The sequence below is a fragment of the Sphingomonas sp. Marseille-Q8236 genome, assembly GCF_965112005.1.
Genome location: NZ_CBCOPO010000001.1, coordinates 2,262,477 through 2,279,037, shown reverse-complemented (window position 1 = coordinate 2,279,037; position 16,561 = coordinate 2,262,477). Strand labels below are relative to the sequence as shown.

The window sequence follows — 16,561 nt, the reverse complement described above, 5'->3', positions numbered from 1 at the left end:
ACCCGACGGGATCAGATTATACCGACGAGCTGGAGCTTGCTCTCCAGCGTGTCGCGGTCGAACGGCTTCATGATATACTCGTCCGCACCCGCATCGATCGCCGCACGGATATGTGCCATGCCGTTTTCGGTGGTGCAGAAGACGATACGCGGGCGCTGCGGCAGATTGGCCTCGCGCAGGGCCCGCAGGAAATCCATGCCGCTCATGACCGGCATGTTCCAGTCGAGCAGGATGACGTCGGGCACCGATTCCAGACACGCCTCCAGCGCCTCGCGCCCGTCCCCGGCCTCGCGCACCTGAAGATCCAGCGTTTCCAATATGTGCCGAGCGACCTTTCGGATCACCTTGGAGTCATCGACGACGAGACAGGTTTTCATTCGGCACGCCTTGTTACTTCTGCGGTCCAAGCAGGACCTCAAAGTCGATGATAGCGCTTGAAAAGTAACAGCTGGGTTAATTGCCTAGGCGAGGATTGGGGTGGCGTGCGGCACCAGCCGCGACAGGTCGAGGATCAGCAATGGCTCGCCGTCGCGCACCACCATGCCATTCGCCGCGCGCGACCAGGCACCACGGCTGGCCGGCACGTGCGGCATGGGGCTCGTCTCGAACGTCTCGATATCGTCGAGCGCATCGACCAGCATGGCGTAATAATGGCCGTCCTGCTTGGTGATGACCGCACGACGAATGTGCGGCGGCATGGGCTCCAGCCCCAGCGCGCGTCGCGTATCGACGACCGTGACCACCCGGCTTCGCAAAGCCGTCAGCCCCCGGACCGAGGGGACTGCACGGGGCACGGCCACGACCTCGCCGATGTCCACCACCGAATCAACCTGATCGGCGTCGAAGACCACCCCCTGCCCGGCGAGACTGGCGATCAGGAACAGGGTCATCGGCCCCCTCCGCGACGGGCGTGACCCGCCAACGCCGCGATCAGCGCCGACCGGTCATAGCGATAGATGCTGTCGGGATCGGCAGGCGTATCGCGCTCGCGTCGCAACCGCACCACCGGCGCGCCGCCCCTCTCGTCGGCAGGCACATCGTCTTCCATCATCAGGCGAACGGCAGGCGACTCGTCCTTGGGCGGTTGCAGCACGCAGCGATAGCCATTGGCCTCCAGCACCGGACGCAGGAAGCGGTCCATCCAGGCCGCGCCCGTCCCGTCCAGCAGGCAGAGGGGCGATGCCGCCGCGTCCCCGATGGGCGCGGTATCGAGGAACAAGGCGAGCGGATCGAGGATCTCGATCGGCCGCCCCTCCCACACTGCGATCCCCAATATCGGCCCCGCACCGGGGGCGGGTGCGATGTCGGTCGGCAATTGGATGATCTCTGCCGCGCATCGCATGGCATAGGCGCATTCGCTCTCGCCATCGGTCAAGCGCATCACCTCTATCTCACCCCCCGACAGCAGATCGGTCGGGGCCACCGCGTCGTTGTGGTGAAGCGGGATCGTCATCTCGCCGACGACCAGCCGGACACGCCCGCCGGACAGGTGCACGGCATCCGCCGCAGCCTTTTCGACACGGTCGATCGCGCCCAGCGGGATGGCGCGGCGCAGGCCGTCCAGATCCTCGAACAGCAAAGCGGGAGATGTGGCCTCCACCTCGACCTCCGTGACGGCGGCGATCGCCGCCCGCTGGAAACGCAGCCCCGCCGCCTGCGCCAGCCCCCCGCCATCGAGCAACAGCATCGGCAGGCCGCTGTCGGGAAGCGTCTGTCCGGCGTAGAGCCCGGTCGCCATCACCGCCGGGGCGGCGGGCTTGACCACCACCTCCTCGGTGTCGAGCACATCGTCCACGCCCAGGGCATAATCGCCGTCGCGGGTCGCTACGATCACCAGCGTCGCCGGATCGCCCCCGCGCAGTTCCAGAAAAGCCCCCAGCGGCAGCATGGGCAGGCGCCGCCCGCGCACCGTCGCGACGCGAATGTCGCCGACCGGATCGATCCGCACCTGGTCGCCGCGAATCTTGACGATCTCCTCGATCGTCTGCCGTGCGATCGCGAAGCGCTGATCCCCCACCGAAACGACGATGGTCGACATGATCGACAGGGTCAGCGGCACCTGGACGGTGATGGTCAGCCCCTGCCCCGGCCGGTTGTCCAGCGCGACGCGACCGCCGACATGTTCGATATTGGCATGGACCACATCCATGCCGACGCCGCGCCCCGACGTGGCGGACACGGTGTCGCGGCTGGAAAGACCGGGCTCGAAGATCAGGCGCAACTTTTCCGCCGGCGACATGGCCGCGACCTCAGCAGCGCTACGCCGCTCACCCGCCACCGCCTTGGCCGCGATGCGTGCGACGTCGATGCCAGCGCCGTCATCCTCGACCTCGATCAGGATCTGGTTGCCCGACTGGCGTGCGCTGACCCGGATCTGGCCGGTGGGCGACTTGCCGAGCCGACGGCGTTCGGCAGGCGTCTCGATGCCGTGATCGATCGCGTTGCGGATGATGTGGACCATCGGGTCGCGCATCATCTCGATCATCTCGCGGTCCAGTTCGACATCGGCGCCCTCGATGCGCAGCGACACCGCCTTGCCCAGCTCGGCCGCCACGTCGCGCACCATGCGGGGCAGCGCGGAAAATAGCCCGTCGACCGTCTGCATCCGCGAGCGTGTCACCGTGTCGCGCATGTCGGCGACGGTCAGCGACAACCGGTCGAGCGCCGCCTCGACCCGGGGATCGAGCACATCGTCGCGCAGCCGCCGCGCCAGTTCGTTGCGCGCCAGCACCATGTCGGACATGCCGCTCATCATCCGGTCGAGCAGATCGACACTCAAGCGGACGCTGCGCGGCGCGATGCGCGGTGCGGCGACGGCGCGGAGCGCGGGGGCCACCGGGGCGGCGCTCTTTTCCGAAAGCGCGGCAATCAGCGCGGCATCGTCCGAATCGTCATGCGGCACGCCCGCCGCGATCGCCTCGACGATCGCCCCGATACGGTCGACGATCGCCAGCACGGCATCGACCAGGGCAGTGTCGGGCACGCGCTGGCCATCGCGCACGGCGGCCAGCACATCCTCGGCGGCATGGCTCAACCGGGCGAGACGCGGCAGGTCGAGGAAGCCGCAGCTTCCCTTCACGGTATGCACGAACCGGAAAATCGCATCCAGCCGCGCCCGGTCGGCGGGGGCGGCCTCCCACGCGACGATCTCGCCGGAAAGCGCCTCCAGCGTCTCGCGGGTCTCGGCAATGAATTCCTGCAGCAGCTCGTCCATAAATCCCCGAGGGAGCGGAAATTCCCACCCCCTCATGCCGCTACAAGATTAAAAGGGTGTTTACCCCGCGCGGATCGCCGCGCCCAGGATCATGGTATTGGGCGCAGGCTCGGTCACCAGCGTCATGCCGCCATGCTCGGTGGTCAGCGTATGTATCAGGAAAGCGGGGGCGGTGCGCGACCCCAGCGGCTCGATCCCCTGCCCCTCCATCAGGGTACGGCGGATTTCGGGGTCGAGCAGGATGCGCGGCCCCTCGATCCGGATCGCGATCTCGATCGCCTCGCGCCCTGCCTCGGCCCCGATGTCGATCGTGCCGCCCCGCGCCAACGCCTCGGTCGCGATCAGCGCCAGGTTCATCAGGATGCGAACGGCGGGCTTGGGCAGAGAGGGCGATTCGACCAGCCAGCCCAGCGTCGTGCGGCGATTGTCGGCCAACAGCCCCTCGATCGCGGCCTTCGCCTCGCCCGTGTCGATCCGATCGGTGAAACCGCCGCCCGCGCCGAACGCCAGCCGAAAGAATTTCAGCTTGTTGGCCGACGCCCGCGCGCTATCGGCCAGCAATTCCATGCAGCGTTCGCGCATCGCCGGATCGGTCTCGTCGGCGAGCAGTTCCAACCCGTTGTTGAGCGCCCCGACCGGCGACAAAAGATCGTGGCACAGTCGCGAACACAACAGGCTCGCGAAATCCACCGCGCTGACGTTCATGCAAAATCCCTCGACGAATCCTCCCCTTGTGGCGCGGCCATCCCATCGACGCAAGCAAGGTCGAGCGGATCGAACCGCCCATGACGCCGACCCGCCGCGACCGCGCGCCAGGCGGTGACCTGATTTCCGCCCGCGATCAGCCAGATCGAGCCGTCCGGCACCGCATCGGCGGCATCGCGGGGCGATGGCTCGGCCAGTCCGGTCGGGTGCGAGTGATAATGGCCGATAACGGCCGGGCCGCCCGATCGCGCCGCCCGGTGTGCCGCAATCAGCGCGGCCGGATCGATCTCGAACCGGTGCCAGGGCTCGGCAGCGACATTGGAGCAGGGCACAAGCCGCGCGATATGATCGCCCTCGCCCAGCACCAGCCCGCATATCTCGCGATCGGGCGAAGACTCGGCACTTATCAACAGGAAGTCCAGCGCATCGCTTGAAATCGTTACGGTCATGCCCAATTTACTAAGCCATGGACCGGGGGGTTTCCATCATCGATGCGCGGATCGCGCCCACAGCGGATGGCTGGCGGTTGGACCGTGCGCTGGCCGATGCGGTGCCGACTTTGTCGCGCGAGCGGCTGAAGGTGCTGATCGCCAGCGGCGCGGTGACGCGCGACGGCGTGATGGCGCGCGACCCCGCCAAGCGTGCGGCGGCAGGCGACCAGTTCCAGGTCGCCGTCCCCGCCCCCACGCCCGCGCATAACGAGGCGCAGGATATTCCGCTCGTCATCGCATACGAAGACGAGCATCTGATCGTCATCGACAAGCCCGCCGGGCTGGTCGTGCATCCGGCGGCGGGCAATCTGGACGGGACACTGGTCAACGCGCTGCTGCATCATTGCGGCGGATCGCTGTCGGGGATCGGCGGCGTCGCGCGACCGGGGATCGTCCACCGGATCGACAAGGACACCTCCGGCCTGATGGTCGCGGCCAAGACCGACCGCACCCATGAGGGGCTGGCCAAGCAGTTCGCGGCGCACTCGATCGACCGCCGCTACCGCGCGATCACCGGGGGCATTCCGCGCCCCGCCGACGGCAGCGTGGACGCACCGCTGGCGCGCAGTCCGCAGAACCGCAAGAAGGTGGCGATCGTGCCGGGCGGCAAGCGCGCCGTGACGCATTACCGCACCATCGAAAAGCTCAACAACGCCGCGCTGGTCGAATGCCGCCTGGAGACGGGGCGAACGCATCAGGTCCGCGTGCATATGCAATCGCTGGGTCACGCCTTGCTGGGCGACCCGGTTTATGGTAGAACAAAGGGTGCTCAAAAAGCCCTGCTCGATGAACTCGATTTCCGGCGCCAAGCCCTGCACGCGGCGCATCTGGGATTTATTCATCCCATAAGTGGTAACGCTTTGGCGTTTGAGAGCGCGATGCCGCCCGACATGCAGGAACTGTTCAGCCGGCTTCACGTATAGCAGAAGACCGCCTCGACCCGTGTGGTGGGCCGGACGGAATGACGCTCCAGAAAGGGAGATAAGGATCATGGCAAAAGGCAGCAACGTCCCGGCGACGATTCCTGCGCTCGGCGGGGAGCAATCGCTCAACCGCTATCTGGCCGAGATCAAGAAATTCCCGATCCTTGCCCCGGAGCAGGAATATATGCTCGCCAAGCGCTTTCAGGAGCATGGCGACCCGGAGGCGGCGGCGCAGCTCGTCACCTCGCACCTGCGTCTCGTGGCCAAGATCGCAATGGGTTATCGTGGCTATGGCCTGCCGACCTCCGAGCTGATCTCGGAGGGTAATATCGGCCTGATGCAGGGCGTGAAGAAGTTCGAGCCCGATCGCGGCTTCCGCCTCGCCACCTATGCGATGTGGTGGATTAGGGCTTCGATCCAGGAATATATCCTGCGCTCGTGGAGCCTCGTTAAGATGGGCACCACGGCGGCGCAGAAGAAGCTGTTCTTCAACCTGCGCCGGATGAAGTCGAAGCTCGATGCGTTTGAGGACGGCGACCTGCGGCCCGAGGACGTGACCAAGATCGCCACCGATCTGGGCGTCAACGAGGACGAGGTCATCAGCATGAACCGCCGCATGGCGATGGGGGGCGACACGTCGCTCAACGTCTCGATGCGCGAGGATGGCGAGGGCCAGTGGCAGGACTGGCTGGCCGATGACGCGCCGCTCCAGGACTCGGTCGTCGCCGAGCAGCAGGAGGCGGATGTCCGCCACGACATGCTGGTCAGCGCGATGGACGACCTGAACGACCGCGAGAAGCACATCCTGACCGAGCGTCGCCTGACCGACGATCCCAAGACGTTGGAGGAACTGAGCCAGGTTTACGGCGTCAGCCGCGAACGCGTCCGCCAGATCGAGGTGCGCGCGTTCGAGAAGCTGCAAAAGGCGATGATGCGCATCGCCGGTGAAAAGCGGTTGCTGGCGGCGGCCTGACCATGACCGGCCGCACCGTCGTCATCGGCGGCGGCGCGGCCGGGATCGCGGCGGCGCGGACGCTGCATGATGCAGGAAACGAGGTCCTGCTGATCGAGGCGGCGGACCATCTGGGCGGCCGGGCGCTTAGCAAGCGATTGCCGTCTGGCCATGTCGTCGATCACGGCTGCGGCTGGTTGCACTCCGCCCGACGCAATCGCTGGACCGCCATTGCCGAGCAGTCGGGTTTCACCATCGACCGCCGCTCCCCCAACTGGCAGGTCCAGTGGAACGACTTGCGCTTTCCCCCTGACGAGAAGCGCGCCTCGGGCAAGGCCTATGCCCGGTTCGAGGATGCCGCAATGGCGGCGCTCGACGGCCCCGATCGGCCGCTTTCCGATTTCGTGGCCAAGGACGATCCCTGGCGGCCGATGATCGACGCGATCTCGGGCTATGCCAATGGCGCCTCGCTGGCCAAGGTATCGCTGCACGACTGGGCGGCCTATGAGAATGCGGCAACCGACGACAATTGGGCGGTGGTCGAGGGCTATGGCACGGTCGTCGCGAACCACGCCGCCGGGCTGACCGTCCGCACCGGCGTGATGGCCACGCGGATCGACCATCGCGGCAAGACCATCCGTATCGAAACCTCGGCCGGTACAATCGAGGCGGATCACGTCATTGTCGCCGTGCCCACCACGGTGCTGGCGGAAGGTAATCTAACCTTCGACCCGCCTTTGCCCGCCAAGCAGGAGGCCGCCGCCGCGTTGCCGCTCGGGATCGCTGACAAGGTCTTCCTGTCGGTCGAGGGTCCCCTGCCCTGGCCCGCCCATGCGCATCTGACCGGTGATCCGCATAGCGCCTGCACCGCCAGCCACCGCCTGTCTCCTTTCGGCTGGCCCATCGTCGAGAGCTTCTTCGGCGGCCCCTGCGCCGAGGCGCTGGAGGAAGACGGCGCGGCGGCGGCCTTCGCGATCGACGAACTGGTGGCGCTGTTGGGCAGCGACTGGCGGCGACGCTTCACGCCGCTGGGCGCGACGCGCTGGCGACACGCCCCACTGATCGGAGGCAGCTATAGTCATGCCAGGGTCGGTCACGCGAACGCGCGGCAAGGATTGGCCGAGCCGGTAGACGGGCGGCTGTTCTTCGCGGGCGAGGCGTGCTCACGCGAGGATTTCTCCACCGCGCACGGCGCTTATGAAACCGGCCTTGCGGCGGCGCGGGCGATATTGGCATCCTCCTGATCCGCCCTTCCGGGTGGCAAGACATGCGAAAGGACCCTGATGGCGGCGCCCGACCTTCCCCCTGGCTATCGGTTGCGCCCCATTATCCCGGACGTCGCGGATTATCTCCGCCTTCGCCGGATCGCCGGACTGACCCCGCGCAGCGTCGCCGCCGCCGAGGCCGGATTGCCGCGAACGATCTTCGGCGTGACGATCGAGCGGGACGGGCGTGCGATCGGCATGGGCCGGATCATCGGCGACGGTGCGCTATGCCTGCACATCGCCGACATTGCGGTCGATCCTGAGCATCAGGGGCGTGGACTGGGCAAAGCGATCATGGCCGCGCTCATGGCCCATATCGCGGCAAACGTCCCCGCCGAGACCTATGTCAATCTGATCGCCGATGGCGAGGCGCACCGCCTCTATGGGCAATTCGGGTTCGAACCCGTCGCCCCCGCCTCGCAAGGCATGGCGGTGTGGATCACCCCGTCCTGACCCGCTCCGTCACAGGTGCCACCCACAATAAAAAGCCCCCGACTTTCGCCGGGGGCCTTTGATCGTCTTGTCCGAACCGGCTCAGCGGATCGGCGAGTTGGGGTCCAGCCGCATATCGAGATAGCGGTCCACCGACCCCATCAGCTCAGGCATCTCATGCTCGAAGAAATGGTTCGCCTTGGGGATGGTGTCGTGGTGGATGGTGATGTGCTTCTGGGTGCGCAGCTTGTCGACCAGCTTCTGGGTCGCCGCCGGGGTCGCGACCTCGTCCGCCTCGCCCTGGATGATGATGCCCGAGGAGGGGCACGGCGCCAGGAAGGTGAAGTCGTACATGTTGGCGGGCGCCGCCACCGAGATGAAACCGCGGATTTCGGGGCGGCGCATCAGCAACTGCATCCCGATCCATGCGCCGAAGCTGACGCCCGCGATCCAGGTGGTCGAGGCCTCCGGGTGGAAGCTCTGCACCCAGTCGAGCGCCGAGGCCGCATCGGACAGCTCGCCAATGCCGTTGTCGAACGTGCCCTGGCTCTTGCCCACGCCGCGGAAGTTGAAGCGGAGCGTGGCGAAGCCGCGCCGCTGGAAGGTCTTGTAGAGTTCCTGCACGATCCGGTTGTTCATCGTGCCGCCCGCATTGGGGTGCGGATGCAGGATCATCGCCACGGGCGCGCGGGGGCGCGGAGCGGGGGCGAAACGGCCTTCGAGACGGCCTTCGGGGCCAGGAAAAATGACTTCGGGCATCAAAACTCGCCGATCTGGAAGGGCGCTGGTGGAGCACCCGGAACGTTGCGCTATATAGGCCGACACGCCATTTTCGCAATTGTTCGATCATTCCAGCGACGGAACAAACCCTGTCCCATCCTATGCCCCCCCTGATGCAGCGCCTTTATCTCGACCATGCCGCGACCACGCCGATGACCGGGGCTTCGCGCGCCGCACTGGCGGAGGGTTGCGCAATCTGGGCCAACCCCTCCTCCCCCCATGCCGAGGGGCGCGCCGCCAAGCGTGCGCTGGAAGATGCGCGTGCCGCCATCGCCCGATCGCTGGGCTGGAAGCACCAGATCCTGTTCACCAGCGGGGCCAGCGAGTCGCTGTCGATCGCACTGACCCGTGCGATGGCGGCGCGGCGCTTCATCGGGGCGATCGACCATGACGCGGTGCTGCGCGCCGCCCCGGACGCGATCGTCATGCCGGTGGGACCGGATGGGATATTGCGCCTGCCCGACCTGACCGGCCCCCGCGCCGTGGTGACGGTGCAATGGGCCAATAGCGAGACTGGGGTGCGCCAGCCCGTCGCCGAACTGGCCGAGGCGATTCATGCCGCCGGACACATCATGCTGGTCGATGCCGCGCAAATGCCCGCCGGCGCCGACCCGCAAGTGATCGAACATGCCGATCTGGTCGCACTGTCGGCGCACAAGCGCGGTGGCCCGCCGGGGATCGGCGCGCTGCTGGTGCGCGACCTGGCGTTGCTGGCGCCGACCGGCGGGCAGGAGCGCGGCTACCGCCCCGGCACCGAGAATATGCCGGGCGTGCTGGGCTATGCCGCCGCGCTGGCCGAGCCGGAGCCCGATCACGCCGAACTGCGCGCATATTGCGACGATGCGATCCGGCGTTCCGGCGGCATCGTCGTGGCGGACGCCAGCCGCCGCCATCCCGCCATCGCCAGCTATCACATGCCGGGCAAGCCCTCCGCCGCGCAGTTGATCCAATTCGACCTGGCGCAGATTTCCGTTTCGGCGGGCAGCGCCTGTGCCAGCGGCAGCCTGAAGCCCAGCCACGTCCTCGCCGCGCTGGGGTGGAGCGTGGAGGCGGGGCGCGAGGTGGTGCGGGTCAGCTTAGGCCGGACGACGACGCGCGACGATGTCGACCGCTTCGTCGCCGCCTGGCGCGCCATATCGCGGGGCAAGCGGGCGGCATGATCTATCTCGACTATCAGGCGACGACCCCGCTCGCCCCCGAAGCGTTGAAGGCGATGCTCCCCTTGCTGGAGCAGGGGCACGCCAACCCTCACTCGCCGCATCGCGCCGGACGACAGGCCAAGGCCGCCGTCGAGGTCGCGCGGAACCAGGTCGCTTCGCTGCTGCCCCCCGGAGGGCGAGTGGTGTTTACCAGCGGTGCGACCGAGGCGCTCAACTGGGCGATCAAGGGTGCGAGCGGCGGCATCGTCACGACCGCGATCGAACATGCCGCTGTTCTCGATACCGCCGCCGCGACCGGACGTCCGCTGACCATCCTGCCGGTCGATGGTCAGGGCGTGGCGACGCCCGCACCGATCCCGAAAGGCGTCGGGCTGGTCGCTGCGATGCTGGTCAACAATGAGATCGGCACCATCCTCCCCATCGCCGCAATGGCCGACGACGCGCATCGGGCCGGGGCATGGATGCTGTGCGACGCTGTGCAGGGCTATGGCCGTATCCCCATTCCGAACGGCGTCGATATGGTCGCCTTGTCGGCGCACAAGATCCATGGTCCCAAGGGCATCGGCGCCTTGTGGATACGCGACGGCATCACCCTGCCCCCGCTGCTCCATGGCGGGGATCAGGAACTGGGACGCTCGGGCACGCTCAGTCCCGCGCTCTGCGCCGGGTTCGGCGCGGCGGCGAAGTTGATGGCCGCGCGAGCGGAGCAGGACCTCGCCCATGTCCAGCGGCTCTGGGCATTGGCGGTCGAGCGGCTGGGGCCGGACTGGATCGTCAATGGTTCGACCACCCATCGCTACCGGGGGAACCTCAACATCCGCCGCGACGAGCTGGATGTCGCGCGACTCATGTCCGATTGCCGCGACGTCGCCTTTTCGGCGGGCAGCGCGTGCGCCAGCGGATCGGGGCGGCCCAGCCATGTGCTGACCGCACTCGGCCTGACCGATCGTCAGGCCAAGTCCTCGATCCGGCTCGGCTTCGGACGTTACACGACGGAGGCGGAATTGACGGAGGCCATCGACCGGCTGACGGCGGCGGCCGGGGCGCAGCGGCGATGATCGCGCTGACCTTCATTCCCCATGACGGCCACGACGTCACGACCGAGGCGATGCCGGGCGAAACGCTGCTCCGCGCCGGACAGCGTGCGGGCCAAGCGATGGAGGGCACCTGCGGCGGGCAGATGGCCTGTGCGACCTGCCATGTGCTGATCGATGCCGCCTATCTCGATCGCCTCGCCCCGCCGTCCGTGGAGGAGGAGGATATGCTCGATCTCGTTCCCGATGCCACGCGCGCCAGCCGCCTCGCCTGCCAGATCATGCTGGACCAAAGCCTTGACGGATTGACCGTCCGGCTTCCCTGAACCTGCGATAACGAGTTGGTTCAGCACGCAATCATCGCCGATTCGGCAATCTCCCCTCATGCTCGCTGGAAGGCGGGCCTACCGGGAGTAAAGCGTTATGAAGATTCTTGCTGTCTTGGGCGCCGGCCTGATCGCTGTCAGTGGTATCGCCGCCGCCGCACCTGCCGAAGCCGCACCGCATGATCGCTGGGGCCGTGGCCCCGGCTGGGATCGCGGGCCGGGCTGGGATCATCGCGGACCGGGTTGGGATCGCGGCCGTGGCTGGGACCGCGGACCCGGCTGGCATCGCGGCGGCTATGATCGGGGTCCGGGCTGGCGTGGCTATGGCCGCCCCCGCGTGACCTGTCGCTGGGTGCGGACCTGGGACGGTCCGGTGCGCCAGTGCTTCCGCCGCTGACGCGCTGATACGAACGATGGGGCCGATGGGATAAGGACTTGATCCCCCGGCCCCGTTTCGCCATATGCGCGGCGGGAGTCGGGCGGACGTAGTCATCGCCAACCCGGTCAGGTCCTGACGGAAGCAGCCGCAACGATTCCGCTGCGGGTCGTCCCGGCTCCCACCTTTCCAGCATTTCGGAAACGCGCGACGCAGCGTCGCCCCAGCGCAGGCTGGGGCCTTTTCGTGTTGGTGGATGCACTCGCCAAGGGCCCCAGCCTATGCCGGGGCGACGGTTGTGTGTGTGTCTTAACACACGATTTGACCTGACGCGGCGCGCCCGAGCGCCTATGTTGGCCGGCGATGCTTTCCAACACCCCGACCACCCAGACCCGGCATGGCTGATTCGTTCGACCTGGGCGAACCGCCCCAGCCCGCCAAGGCGGAGGCGTATCGCGTCCTCGCGCGCAAATACCGGCCGCAGACCTTCGACGCGCTGATCGGGCAGGACGCGATGGTCCAGACGCTGGGCAACGCGATCAAGCGCGACCGGCTGGCGCATGCGTTCCTGATGACCGGCGTGCGCGGGGTCGGCAAGACCTCGACCGCGCGCCTGATCGCCAAGGCGCTGAACTGCGTCGGCCCGGACGGTAAGGGCGGCCCGACCATTTCCCCTTGCGGCGTATGCGAGCCGTGCCGCGCCATCGCCGAGGGCCGCCATATCGACGTGATCGAGATGGACGCCGCCAGCCATACCGGCGTGGACGACGTGCGCGAGATCATCGAGGCGTCGCGCTATGCCGCCGTCTCCGCGCGCTTCAAGATCTACATCGTCGACGAAGTCCATATGCTCTCCAAGAACGCCTTCAACGCGCTGTTGAAGACGCTGGAAGAGCCGCCCGCGCATGTGAAATTCCTGTTCGCCACCACCGAGGTGAACAAGGTCCCGATCACCGTCCTTTCGCGCTGTCAGCGTTTCGACCTGCGGCGGATCACGGCGGACAAGCTGGCGGCGCACTTCGCCGACATCTGTGTCAAGGAAGGCGTCACCGCCGAGGACGAGGCGCTGATGCTGGTCGCGCGCGCGGCGGAAGGCTCGGCGCGCGACGGCCTGTCGATCCTCGACCAGGCGATCGCCCATGCCGATCTGGAAGGAGGCGGCGTCACCGCGGCCGCCGTGCGCGAGATGCTGGGCCTGTCGGATCGCGGCGCGGTGCGCGACCTGCTCGGGCTGGTGCTGAACGGCGACGGGGCGGGGGCGCTCGCCTCGCTGCGGCGGCAATATGATTATGGCGTCGATCCGCAGTCGGTGCTGCGCTCGCTGCTGGAGACGGTGCACGGCATCACCCTGACCAAGGTCGGCACGCCGCCCGACGCCGCACAGCCGCTGGAAGAACGCGCCGCGCGCGAGGAATGGGCGAGATCGCTCAGCTTCCCGGCGCTGCATCGGCTGTGGCAGTTGTTCCTGAAGGGGCATGACGAGGTCGCCCGCGCCGCCCTGCCCATCGAGGCGGCGGAGATGGCGTTGCTTCGGGCGATCCATGCCTCGACCTTGCCCGATCCGGGCGAATTGGCGCGACAGATCCGTGACGGCGGCGTGCCGGCGGTCAGTGCTCCGGCGGTGACGCATCAACCTGCGCAAGCCGCTGCGCCCGTCGCCCTCGCCCCGCCCCTCCCCCGGCCGAGCCCGAGCCGCCCAAGCTGCCCGACAGCTTCGTCGCGATGATCGACCGGCTGGACGATATGGGGCAACTCGCGCTGGCCGCCCGCTTGCGGCATGGCGCGCGTCTCGTGCGTTATGCTCCCCCGGAAATGGTGTTCAGCGGATCGCGCCCGATCGCGGCCGATACGCTGAGCGAGCTGATCGCGGCGCTGAAGACGGCGACGGGCCAGGTCTGGCGCGTCACGCTGGAGGATGTGCCCGGTGAGCCGACGCTGCACGAGCAGCAGGTCGCCGCCGAGGAAGCGATCAAGACCGCCGCGTGGGAATCGGACATGGTCCGCGCCGCGCGCGAGGCTTTCCCCGAGGCCGAATTGATGGAATGGCCCGGCAAACGCAGTGTGAACGGAGCATGATGTGAAGAATCTCGACGAAATCCTGGCGATGGCCCAGAACGTCCAGAACGAGCTGGAAAAGGCGCAGGCCAATCTCGACACGATCGAGGTCGAAGGCGTCTCTGGCGGCGGTCTGGTCAAGGTGAAGGCGTCGGCCAAGGGCCGGATCATCGGCATCACCATCGACGACTCGCTGATGCAGCCCTCGGAGAAGGGGATGCTGGAGGACCTGCTGGCCGCCGCGATCAACGATGCGCGGACCAAGGCGGACAGCGCGTCGGGCGCGGAAATGTCGAAGATGACGAACGGCCTGCCGTTGCCGCCGGGCTTCAAGCTGCCCTTCTGATCAGGTTCCAGTCGTTTCGGGAACGGTATGGCGGTCATGGCGTTGCTTCCCCACCCATAAAGGAGGGAATGTCATGGCCGACGAACGTGTTACCGAAACCTATGGCAATCAGCAGCCCCACACCACGGTGATCGAGCGCCGCAGCGGCGGTGGCGGCATGGCGATCGCCATCGTCCTCTTGATCGCGGTGCTGGTCGGCGGCTTCTACCTGTTCAGCCGGGGTGGCGCGGAAAACCGTCGCGACGCCGCCGTGACCTCCGCCGCCAAGAGCGTGGGCGATACCGCCAAGAAAGCGGGCGACGCGATTTCGGGCGACGGCAAGTAATCTGGGACCCTAAACGGGGCTTCGTCGCATGCGGCGAAGCCCTCCCATCTTACCGGATACAGGTATCCAGATCCTGCCGTCGCACCACCCCCACATAACGCGCGATGACATTGCCGTGCCGCCGCACGAAGCCCGTCGGCGCCACCGCTGCGCGCTTCTTCGGTAGCGGGAGAACGGCCGCGATCCGCGCCGCCTCGGTGGGCGACAAATGCGAAGCGTCATGCCCGAAATAGCGCATCGCCCCGGCATTGGCCCCGTACGTCCCGATCCCGGTCTCGGCGATGTTGAGATAGACCTCCATGATCCGCCGCTTGCCCCACAGCGTTTCGATCAGGAAGGTGAACCAGGCCTCGAACGCCTTGCGGACATAGCCGCCGCCCTGGAACAGAAAGGCGTTCTTCGCCGTCTGCTGGCTGATCGTCGAGCCGCCGCGTATCCGCCCGCCCTTGGCATTGCGATAGGCAGCACTTGCCATCGCCTTGAAGTCGAAGCCGTTATGCGAACAGAAGCGCGCATCCTCGCCCGCGATCGCCGCGCGCGCCATGTCGGGGTCCATCTCGGACAGCGGCATCCAGTCCTTGGTCACCTCATGTCCGCCGACCGCGTCGCCCAGCATGGTGAAGGTGTAGGGCGGCGGCACGAAGCGATAGATGCCGACCCAGACGACACTGAGGATCACAAAGGCGAGCACGGCTTTCAGGGCCCAGCGAGCAATGCGGAACATGGGACCGGGCTTTAGCGGGGTTTGCGGCGCAGGTCACTTACCACCGCGCCCTGTTCCCCGGCGAAGGCCGGGGCGCAGTTACTTCACGGTGGAAGGTGCGCAAAACGGTGCGTGGGAAGCCGAAGCGCCCCGCTCAGAAATACCTCCCACGCCCATTCAGCCACCGCCCCGAACTCGATAGCGACGGGGCACCGGCCTTCGCCGGGGAACGGGTGAGAAACGGACGACGCTACATCGTCCAGATCACCACATTGCCGACCAGCACGACCGCCATCACCAGCATCAACACGCCCTTGCGACGATCCCCGCGCCGGATCGTCACCACCCCGCCCGCGACACAGGCAAAGGCGGCCAGCATCGCGATACCGGGCGCAGCCTGGGCGATACCCTCCATCAGCCCGCCAGCACCCGGGCATAGGCGGCGCGGTCGACATTGCCGCCCGACAGCAGGACGAGCATCCCATCCTCCGCCGCCACCTTGCCCGAGAGAAGCGCGGCGAGCGCCACCGCCCCACCCGGCTCGACCACCAGCCGCAACCGTTCCGCCGCGAAGCGCTGGGCCGCGGCGACCTCGGCCTCGCTGACCGCAACGCCCTCGGCCCCACGCCGGGCCAGCACCTCGAAGGTCAGCGGCGAGACTCGTGTGGTCTGGAGCGAGTCGCACGCGGTCGGCGGAGGGCTGTCGCCCACCGGCTCGATCCACCCCGCCTCCAGCGACCGGCGCATATCGTCCCAGCCCTCGGGCTCGACCACCGTCACCCTCGCATCGGGTAGCGCCAGGGCCACACCCGCCGCGAGACCGCCGCCACCACAGGGCGATACGACATGCGTCGGCGCGGCCATTCCCAGTGCGGCCATTCCCAGTGCGGCCATCTGAGCCGCCGCTTCGATCCCGGCTGAACCCTGTCCCTCGATCACCCAGGGGTCGTCGAAGCTCGGCACTAGCGTCGCGCCCCGTGCTTCGGCGAGTCGGCGCGCAATCAGCTCGCGGCTCTCGGTCGCACGGTCATAGTCGACGATCTCGGCCCCCAGCGCGAGCGTGCCCTCTCGCTTCGATGGCGGCGCATCCGCCGGCATCACGATGGTCGCCGCGATTCCCAGTCGCCGGGCGGCCCAGGCGATTCCCTGTGCATGATTGCCCGACGAAAAGGCGACCACGCCACGCGCACGAGCGGCCTCGTCCAACGCGGTTAATCGGTGCCATGCGCCGCGCAATTTGAAGGCGCCGATCGGCTGCAGGCATTCGGCCTTGAAAACTATCGTTTTCCCATTGATTAAAAATGGAAAAATGGGACTTGCCGGCAGCACTCGCGCGATCTTTTCGGCGGCGTCGCGGACCCCGGCTTTTGTCGGCTGTCTTAAGATTGTCACTTTTTATCTCCGACGGCCTTTCAACCGCTTTACATTCGAAAAAGCGAACCCTATTTCGCGCCTCCGCTGCCCCATGGGACTT

19 protein-coding genes, 1 other RNA gene and 1 pseudogene are annotated in these 16,561 nt (G+C 67.2%); 12 read left to right on the top strand and 9 right to left on the bottom strand.

Going from position 1 to position 16,561, the window contains the following annotated elements:
• Positions 1 to 11: 11 nt before the first annotated feature.
• From ACWPWT_RS10935 to ACWPWT_RS10915, 5 genes are all read right to left on the bottom strand, one after another.
• Positions 12 to 377 (bottom strand): response regulator, encoded by a 366-nt coding sequence (locus ACWPWT_RS10935; protein ID WP_261270868.1) that lies wholly within the window; start codon positions 375 to 377, stop codon positions 12 to 14.
• Positions 378 to 461: 84 nt separating this feature from the next.
• Entirely contained in the window at positions 462 to 890 is a 429-nt protein-coding gene (locus ACWPWT_RS10930) for a chemotaxis protein CheW (protein WP_454279648.1), read from the bottom strand.
• Complete coding sequence (locus ACWPWT_RS10925) at positions 887 to 3,214, bottom strand: chemotaxis protein CheA (RefSeq protein WP_454279647.1); 2,328 nt, start codon at positions 3,212 to 3,214, stop codon at positions 887 to 889. Before ACWPWT_RS10925 ends, ACWPWT_RS10930 begins: the two co-directional genes overlap by 4 nt.
• Before the next feature lie 60 nt (positions 3,215 to 3,274).
• A complete protein-coding gene (locus tag ACWPWT_RS10920; RefSeq protein WP_454279646.1) occupies positions 3,275 to 3,919 on the bottom strand; it encodes a histidine phosphotransferase family protein in 645 nt (214 codons plus the stop codon).
• Complete coding sequence (locus ACWPWT_RS10915) at positions 3,916 to 4,368, bottom strand: M67 family metallopeptidase (RefSeq protein WP_454279645.1); 453 nt, start codon at positions 4,366 to 4,368, stop codon at positions 3,916 to 3,918. The genes ACWPWT_RS10920 and ACWPWT_RS10915 overlap by 4 nt, the downstream gene beginning before the upstream one ends.
• Positions 4,369 to 4,385: 17 nt before the next feature.
• Between ACWPWT_RS10915 and ACWPWT_RS10910 the strand changes: the two genes are divergently transcribed.
• The 4 genes from ACWPWT_RS10910 (at position 4,386) to ACWPWT_RS10895 (ending at position 8,003) form a co-directional block, all read left to right on the top strand.
• On the top strand, positions 4,386 to 5,333 hold the full coding sequence (locus ACWPWT_RS10910; RefSeq protein WP_261270863.1) for an RluA family pseudouridine synthase: 948 nt from the start codon (positions 4,386 to 4,388) through the stop codon (positions 5,331 to 5,333).
• 67 nt (positions 5,334 to 5,400) lie between these two features.
• Positions 5,401 to 6,306 carry an RNA polymerase sigma factor RpoH gene (gene rpoH, locus ACWPWT_RS10905; protein ID WP_007404166.1) on the top strand — a complete coding sequence of 302 codons (906 nt, stop codon included), beginning with the start codon at positions 5,401 to 5,403 and terminating at the stop codon, positions 6,304 to 6,306.
• Between the two features lie 2 nt (positions 6,307 to 6,308).
• A complete protein-coding gene (locus ACWPWT_RS10900; protein WP_454279644.1) occupies positions 6,309 to 7,529 on the top strand; it encodes a flavin monoamine oxidase family protein in 1,221 nt (406 codons plus the stop codon).
• Positions 7,530 to 7,568: 39 nt separating this feature from the next.
• Entirely contained in the window at positions 7,569 to 8,003 is a 435-nt protein-coding gene (locus tag ACWPWT_RS10895) for a GNAT family N-acetyltransferase (RefSeq protein ID WP_261270861.1), read from the top strand.
• A gap of 81 nt (positions 8,004 to 8,084) precedes the next feature.
• On the opposite strand, the gene ACWPWT_RS10890 is transcribed toward ACWPWT_RS10895, so the two are convergent.
• Positions 8,085 to 8,741: an alpha/beta hydrolase gene (locus tag ACWPWT_RS10890; protein WP_454279643.1), complete on the bottom strand. Its 657-nt coding sequence runs from the start codon at positions 8,739 to 8,741 to the stop codon at positions 8,085 to 8,087.
• Between the two features lie 134 nt (positions 8,742 to 8,875).
• On the opposite strand from ACWPWT_RS10890, the gene ACWPWT_RS10885 reads away from it, so the two are divergent.
• The 8 genes and pseudogenes from ACWPWT_RS10885 (at position 8,876) to ACWPWT_RS10850 (ending at position 14,384) form a co-directional block, all read left to right on the top strand.
• On the top strand, positions 8,876 to 9,922 hold the full coding sequence (locus tag ACWPWT_RS10885) for a cysteine desulfurase family protein (RefSeq protein ID WP_454279642.1): 1,047 nt from the start codon (positions 8,876 to 8,878) through the stop codon (positions 9,920 to 9,922).
• Positions 9,919 to 10,980 carry a cysteine desulfurase family protein gene (locus ACWPWT_RS10880; protein WP_454279641.1) on the top strand — a complete coding sequence of 354 codons (1,062 nt, stop codon included), beginning with the start codon at positions 9,919 to 9,921 and terminating at the stop codon, positions 10,978 to 10,980. Before ACWPWT_RS10885 ends, ACWPWT_RS10880 begins: the two co-directional genes overlap by 4 nt.
• Entirely contained in the window at positions 10,977 to 11,282 is a 306-nt protein-coding gene (locus ACWPWT_RS10875; RefSeq protein WP_261270858.1) for a 2Fe-2S iron-sulfur cluster-binding protein, read from the top strand. Before ACWPWT_RS10880 ends, ACWPWT_RS10875 begins: the two co-directional genes overlap by 4 nt.
• A 97-nt stretch (positions 11,283 to 11,379) precedes the next feature.
• On the top strand, positions 11,380 to 11,679 hold the full coding sequence (locus ACWPWT_RS10870; RefSeq protein ID WP_261270857.1) for a hypothetical protein: 300 nt from the start codon (positions 11,380 to 11,382) through the stop codon (positions 11,677 to 11,679).
• Positions 11,680 to 11,749: 70 nt separating this feature from the next.
• Positions 11,750 to 11,847: signal recognition particle sRNA small type (ffs, locus tag ACWPWT_RS10865), an RNA gene on the top strand.
• 208 nt (positions 11,848 to 12,055) lie between these two features.
• Positions 12,056 to 13,734 (top strand): annotated as a pseudogene (locus ACWPWT_RS10860) (DNA polymerase III subunit gamma/tau).
• A gap of 1 nt (position 13,735) precedes the next feature.
• Positions 13,736 to 14,059: a YbaB/EbfC family nucleoid-associated protein gene (locus ACWPWT_RS10855; protein WP_261270855.1), complete on the top strand. Its 324-nt coding sequence runs from the start codon at positions 13,736 to 13,738 to the stop codon at positions 14,057 to 14,059.
• Between the two features lie 73 nt (positions 14,060 to 14,132).
• Positions 14,133 to 14,384, top strand: coding sequence for a hypothetical protein (locus ACWPWT_RS10850; protein ID WP_454279640.1), 252 nt, complete (start codon positions 14,133 to 14,135; stop codon positions 14,382 to 14,384).
• A gap of 49 nt (positions 14,385 to 14,433) precedes the next feature.
• On the opposite strand, the gene mtgA is transcribed toward ACWPWT_RS10850, so the two are convergent.
• The 3 genes from mtgA to ACWPWT_RS10835 all read right to left on the bottom strand — a co-directional run bounded on the left by mtgA (position 14,434) and on the right by ACWPWT_RS10835 (position 16,425).
• Positions 14,434 to 15,108, bottom strand: coding sequence for a monofunctional biosynthetic peptidoglycan transglycosylase (gene mtgA / locus ACWPWT_RS10845; RefSeq protein ID WP_454279639.1), 675 nt, complete (start codon positions 15,106 to 15,108; stop codon positions 14,434 to 14,436).
• 229 nt (positions 15,109 to 15,337) lie between these two features.
• The gene (locus tag ACWPWT_RS10840; protein WP_454279638.1) at positions 15,338 to 15,502 is read right to left on the bottom strand and encodes a hypothetical protein; all 165 of its coding nucleotides are present in this window, start codon (positions 15,500 to 15,502) and stop codon (positions 15,338 to 15,340) included.
• The gene (locus ACWPWT_RS10835) at positions 15,502 to 16,425 is read right to left on the bottom strand and encodes a threonine ammonia-lyase (RefSeq protein WP_454279919.1); all 924 of its coding nucleotides are present in this window, start codon (positions 16,423 to 16,425) and stop codon (positions 15,502 to 15,504) included. The genes ACWPWT_RS10840 and ACWPWT_RS10835 overlap by 1 nt, the downstream gene beginning before the upstream one ends.
• Between the last annotated feature and the right edge of the window lie 136 nt (positions 16,426 to 16,561).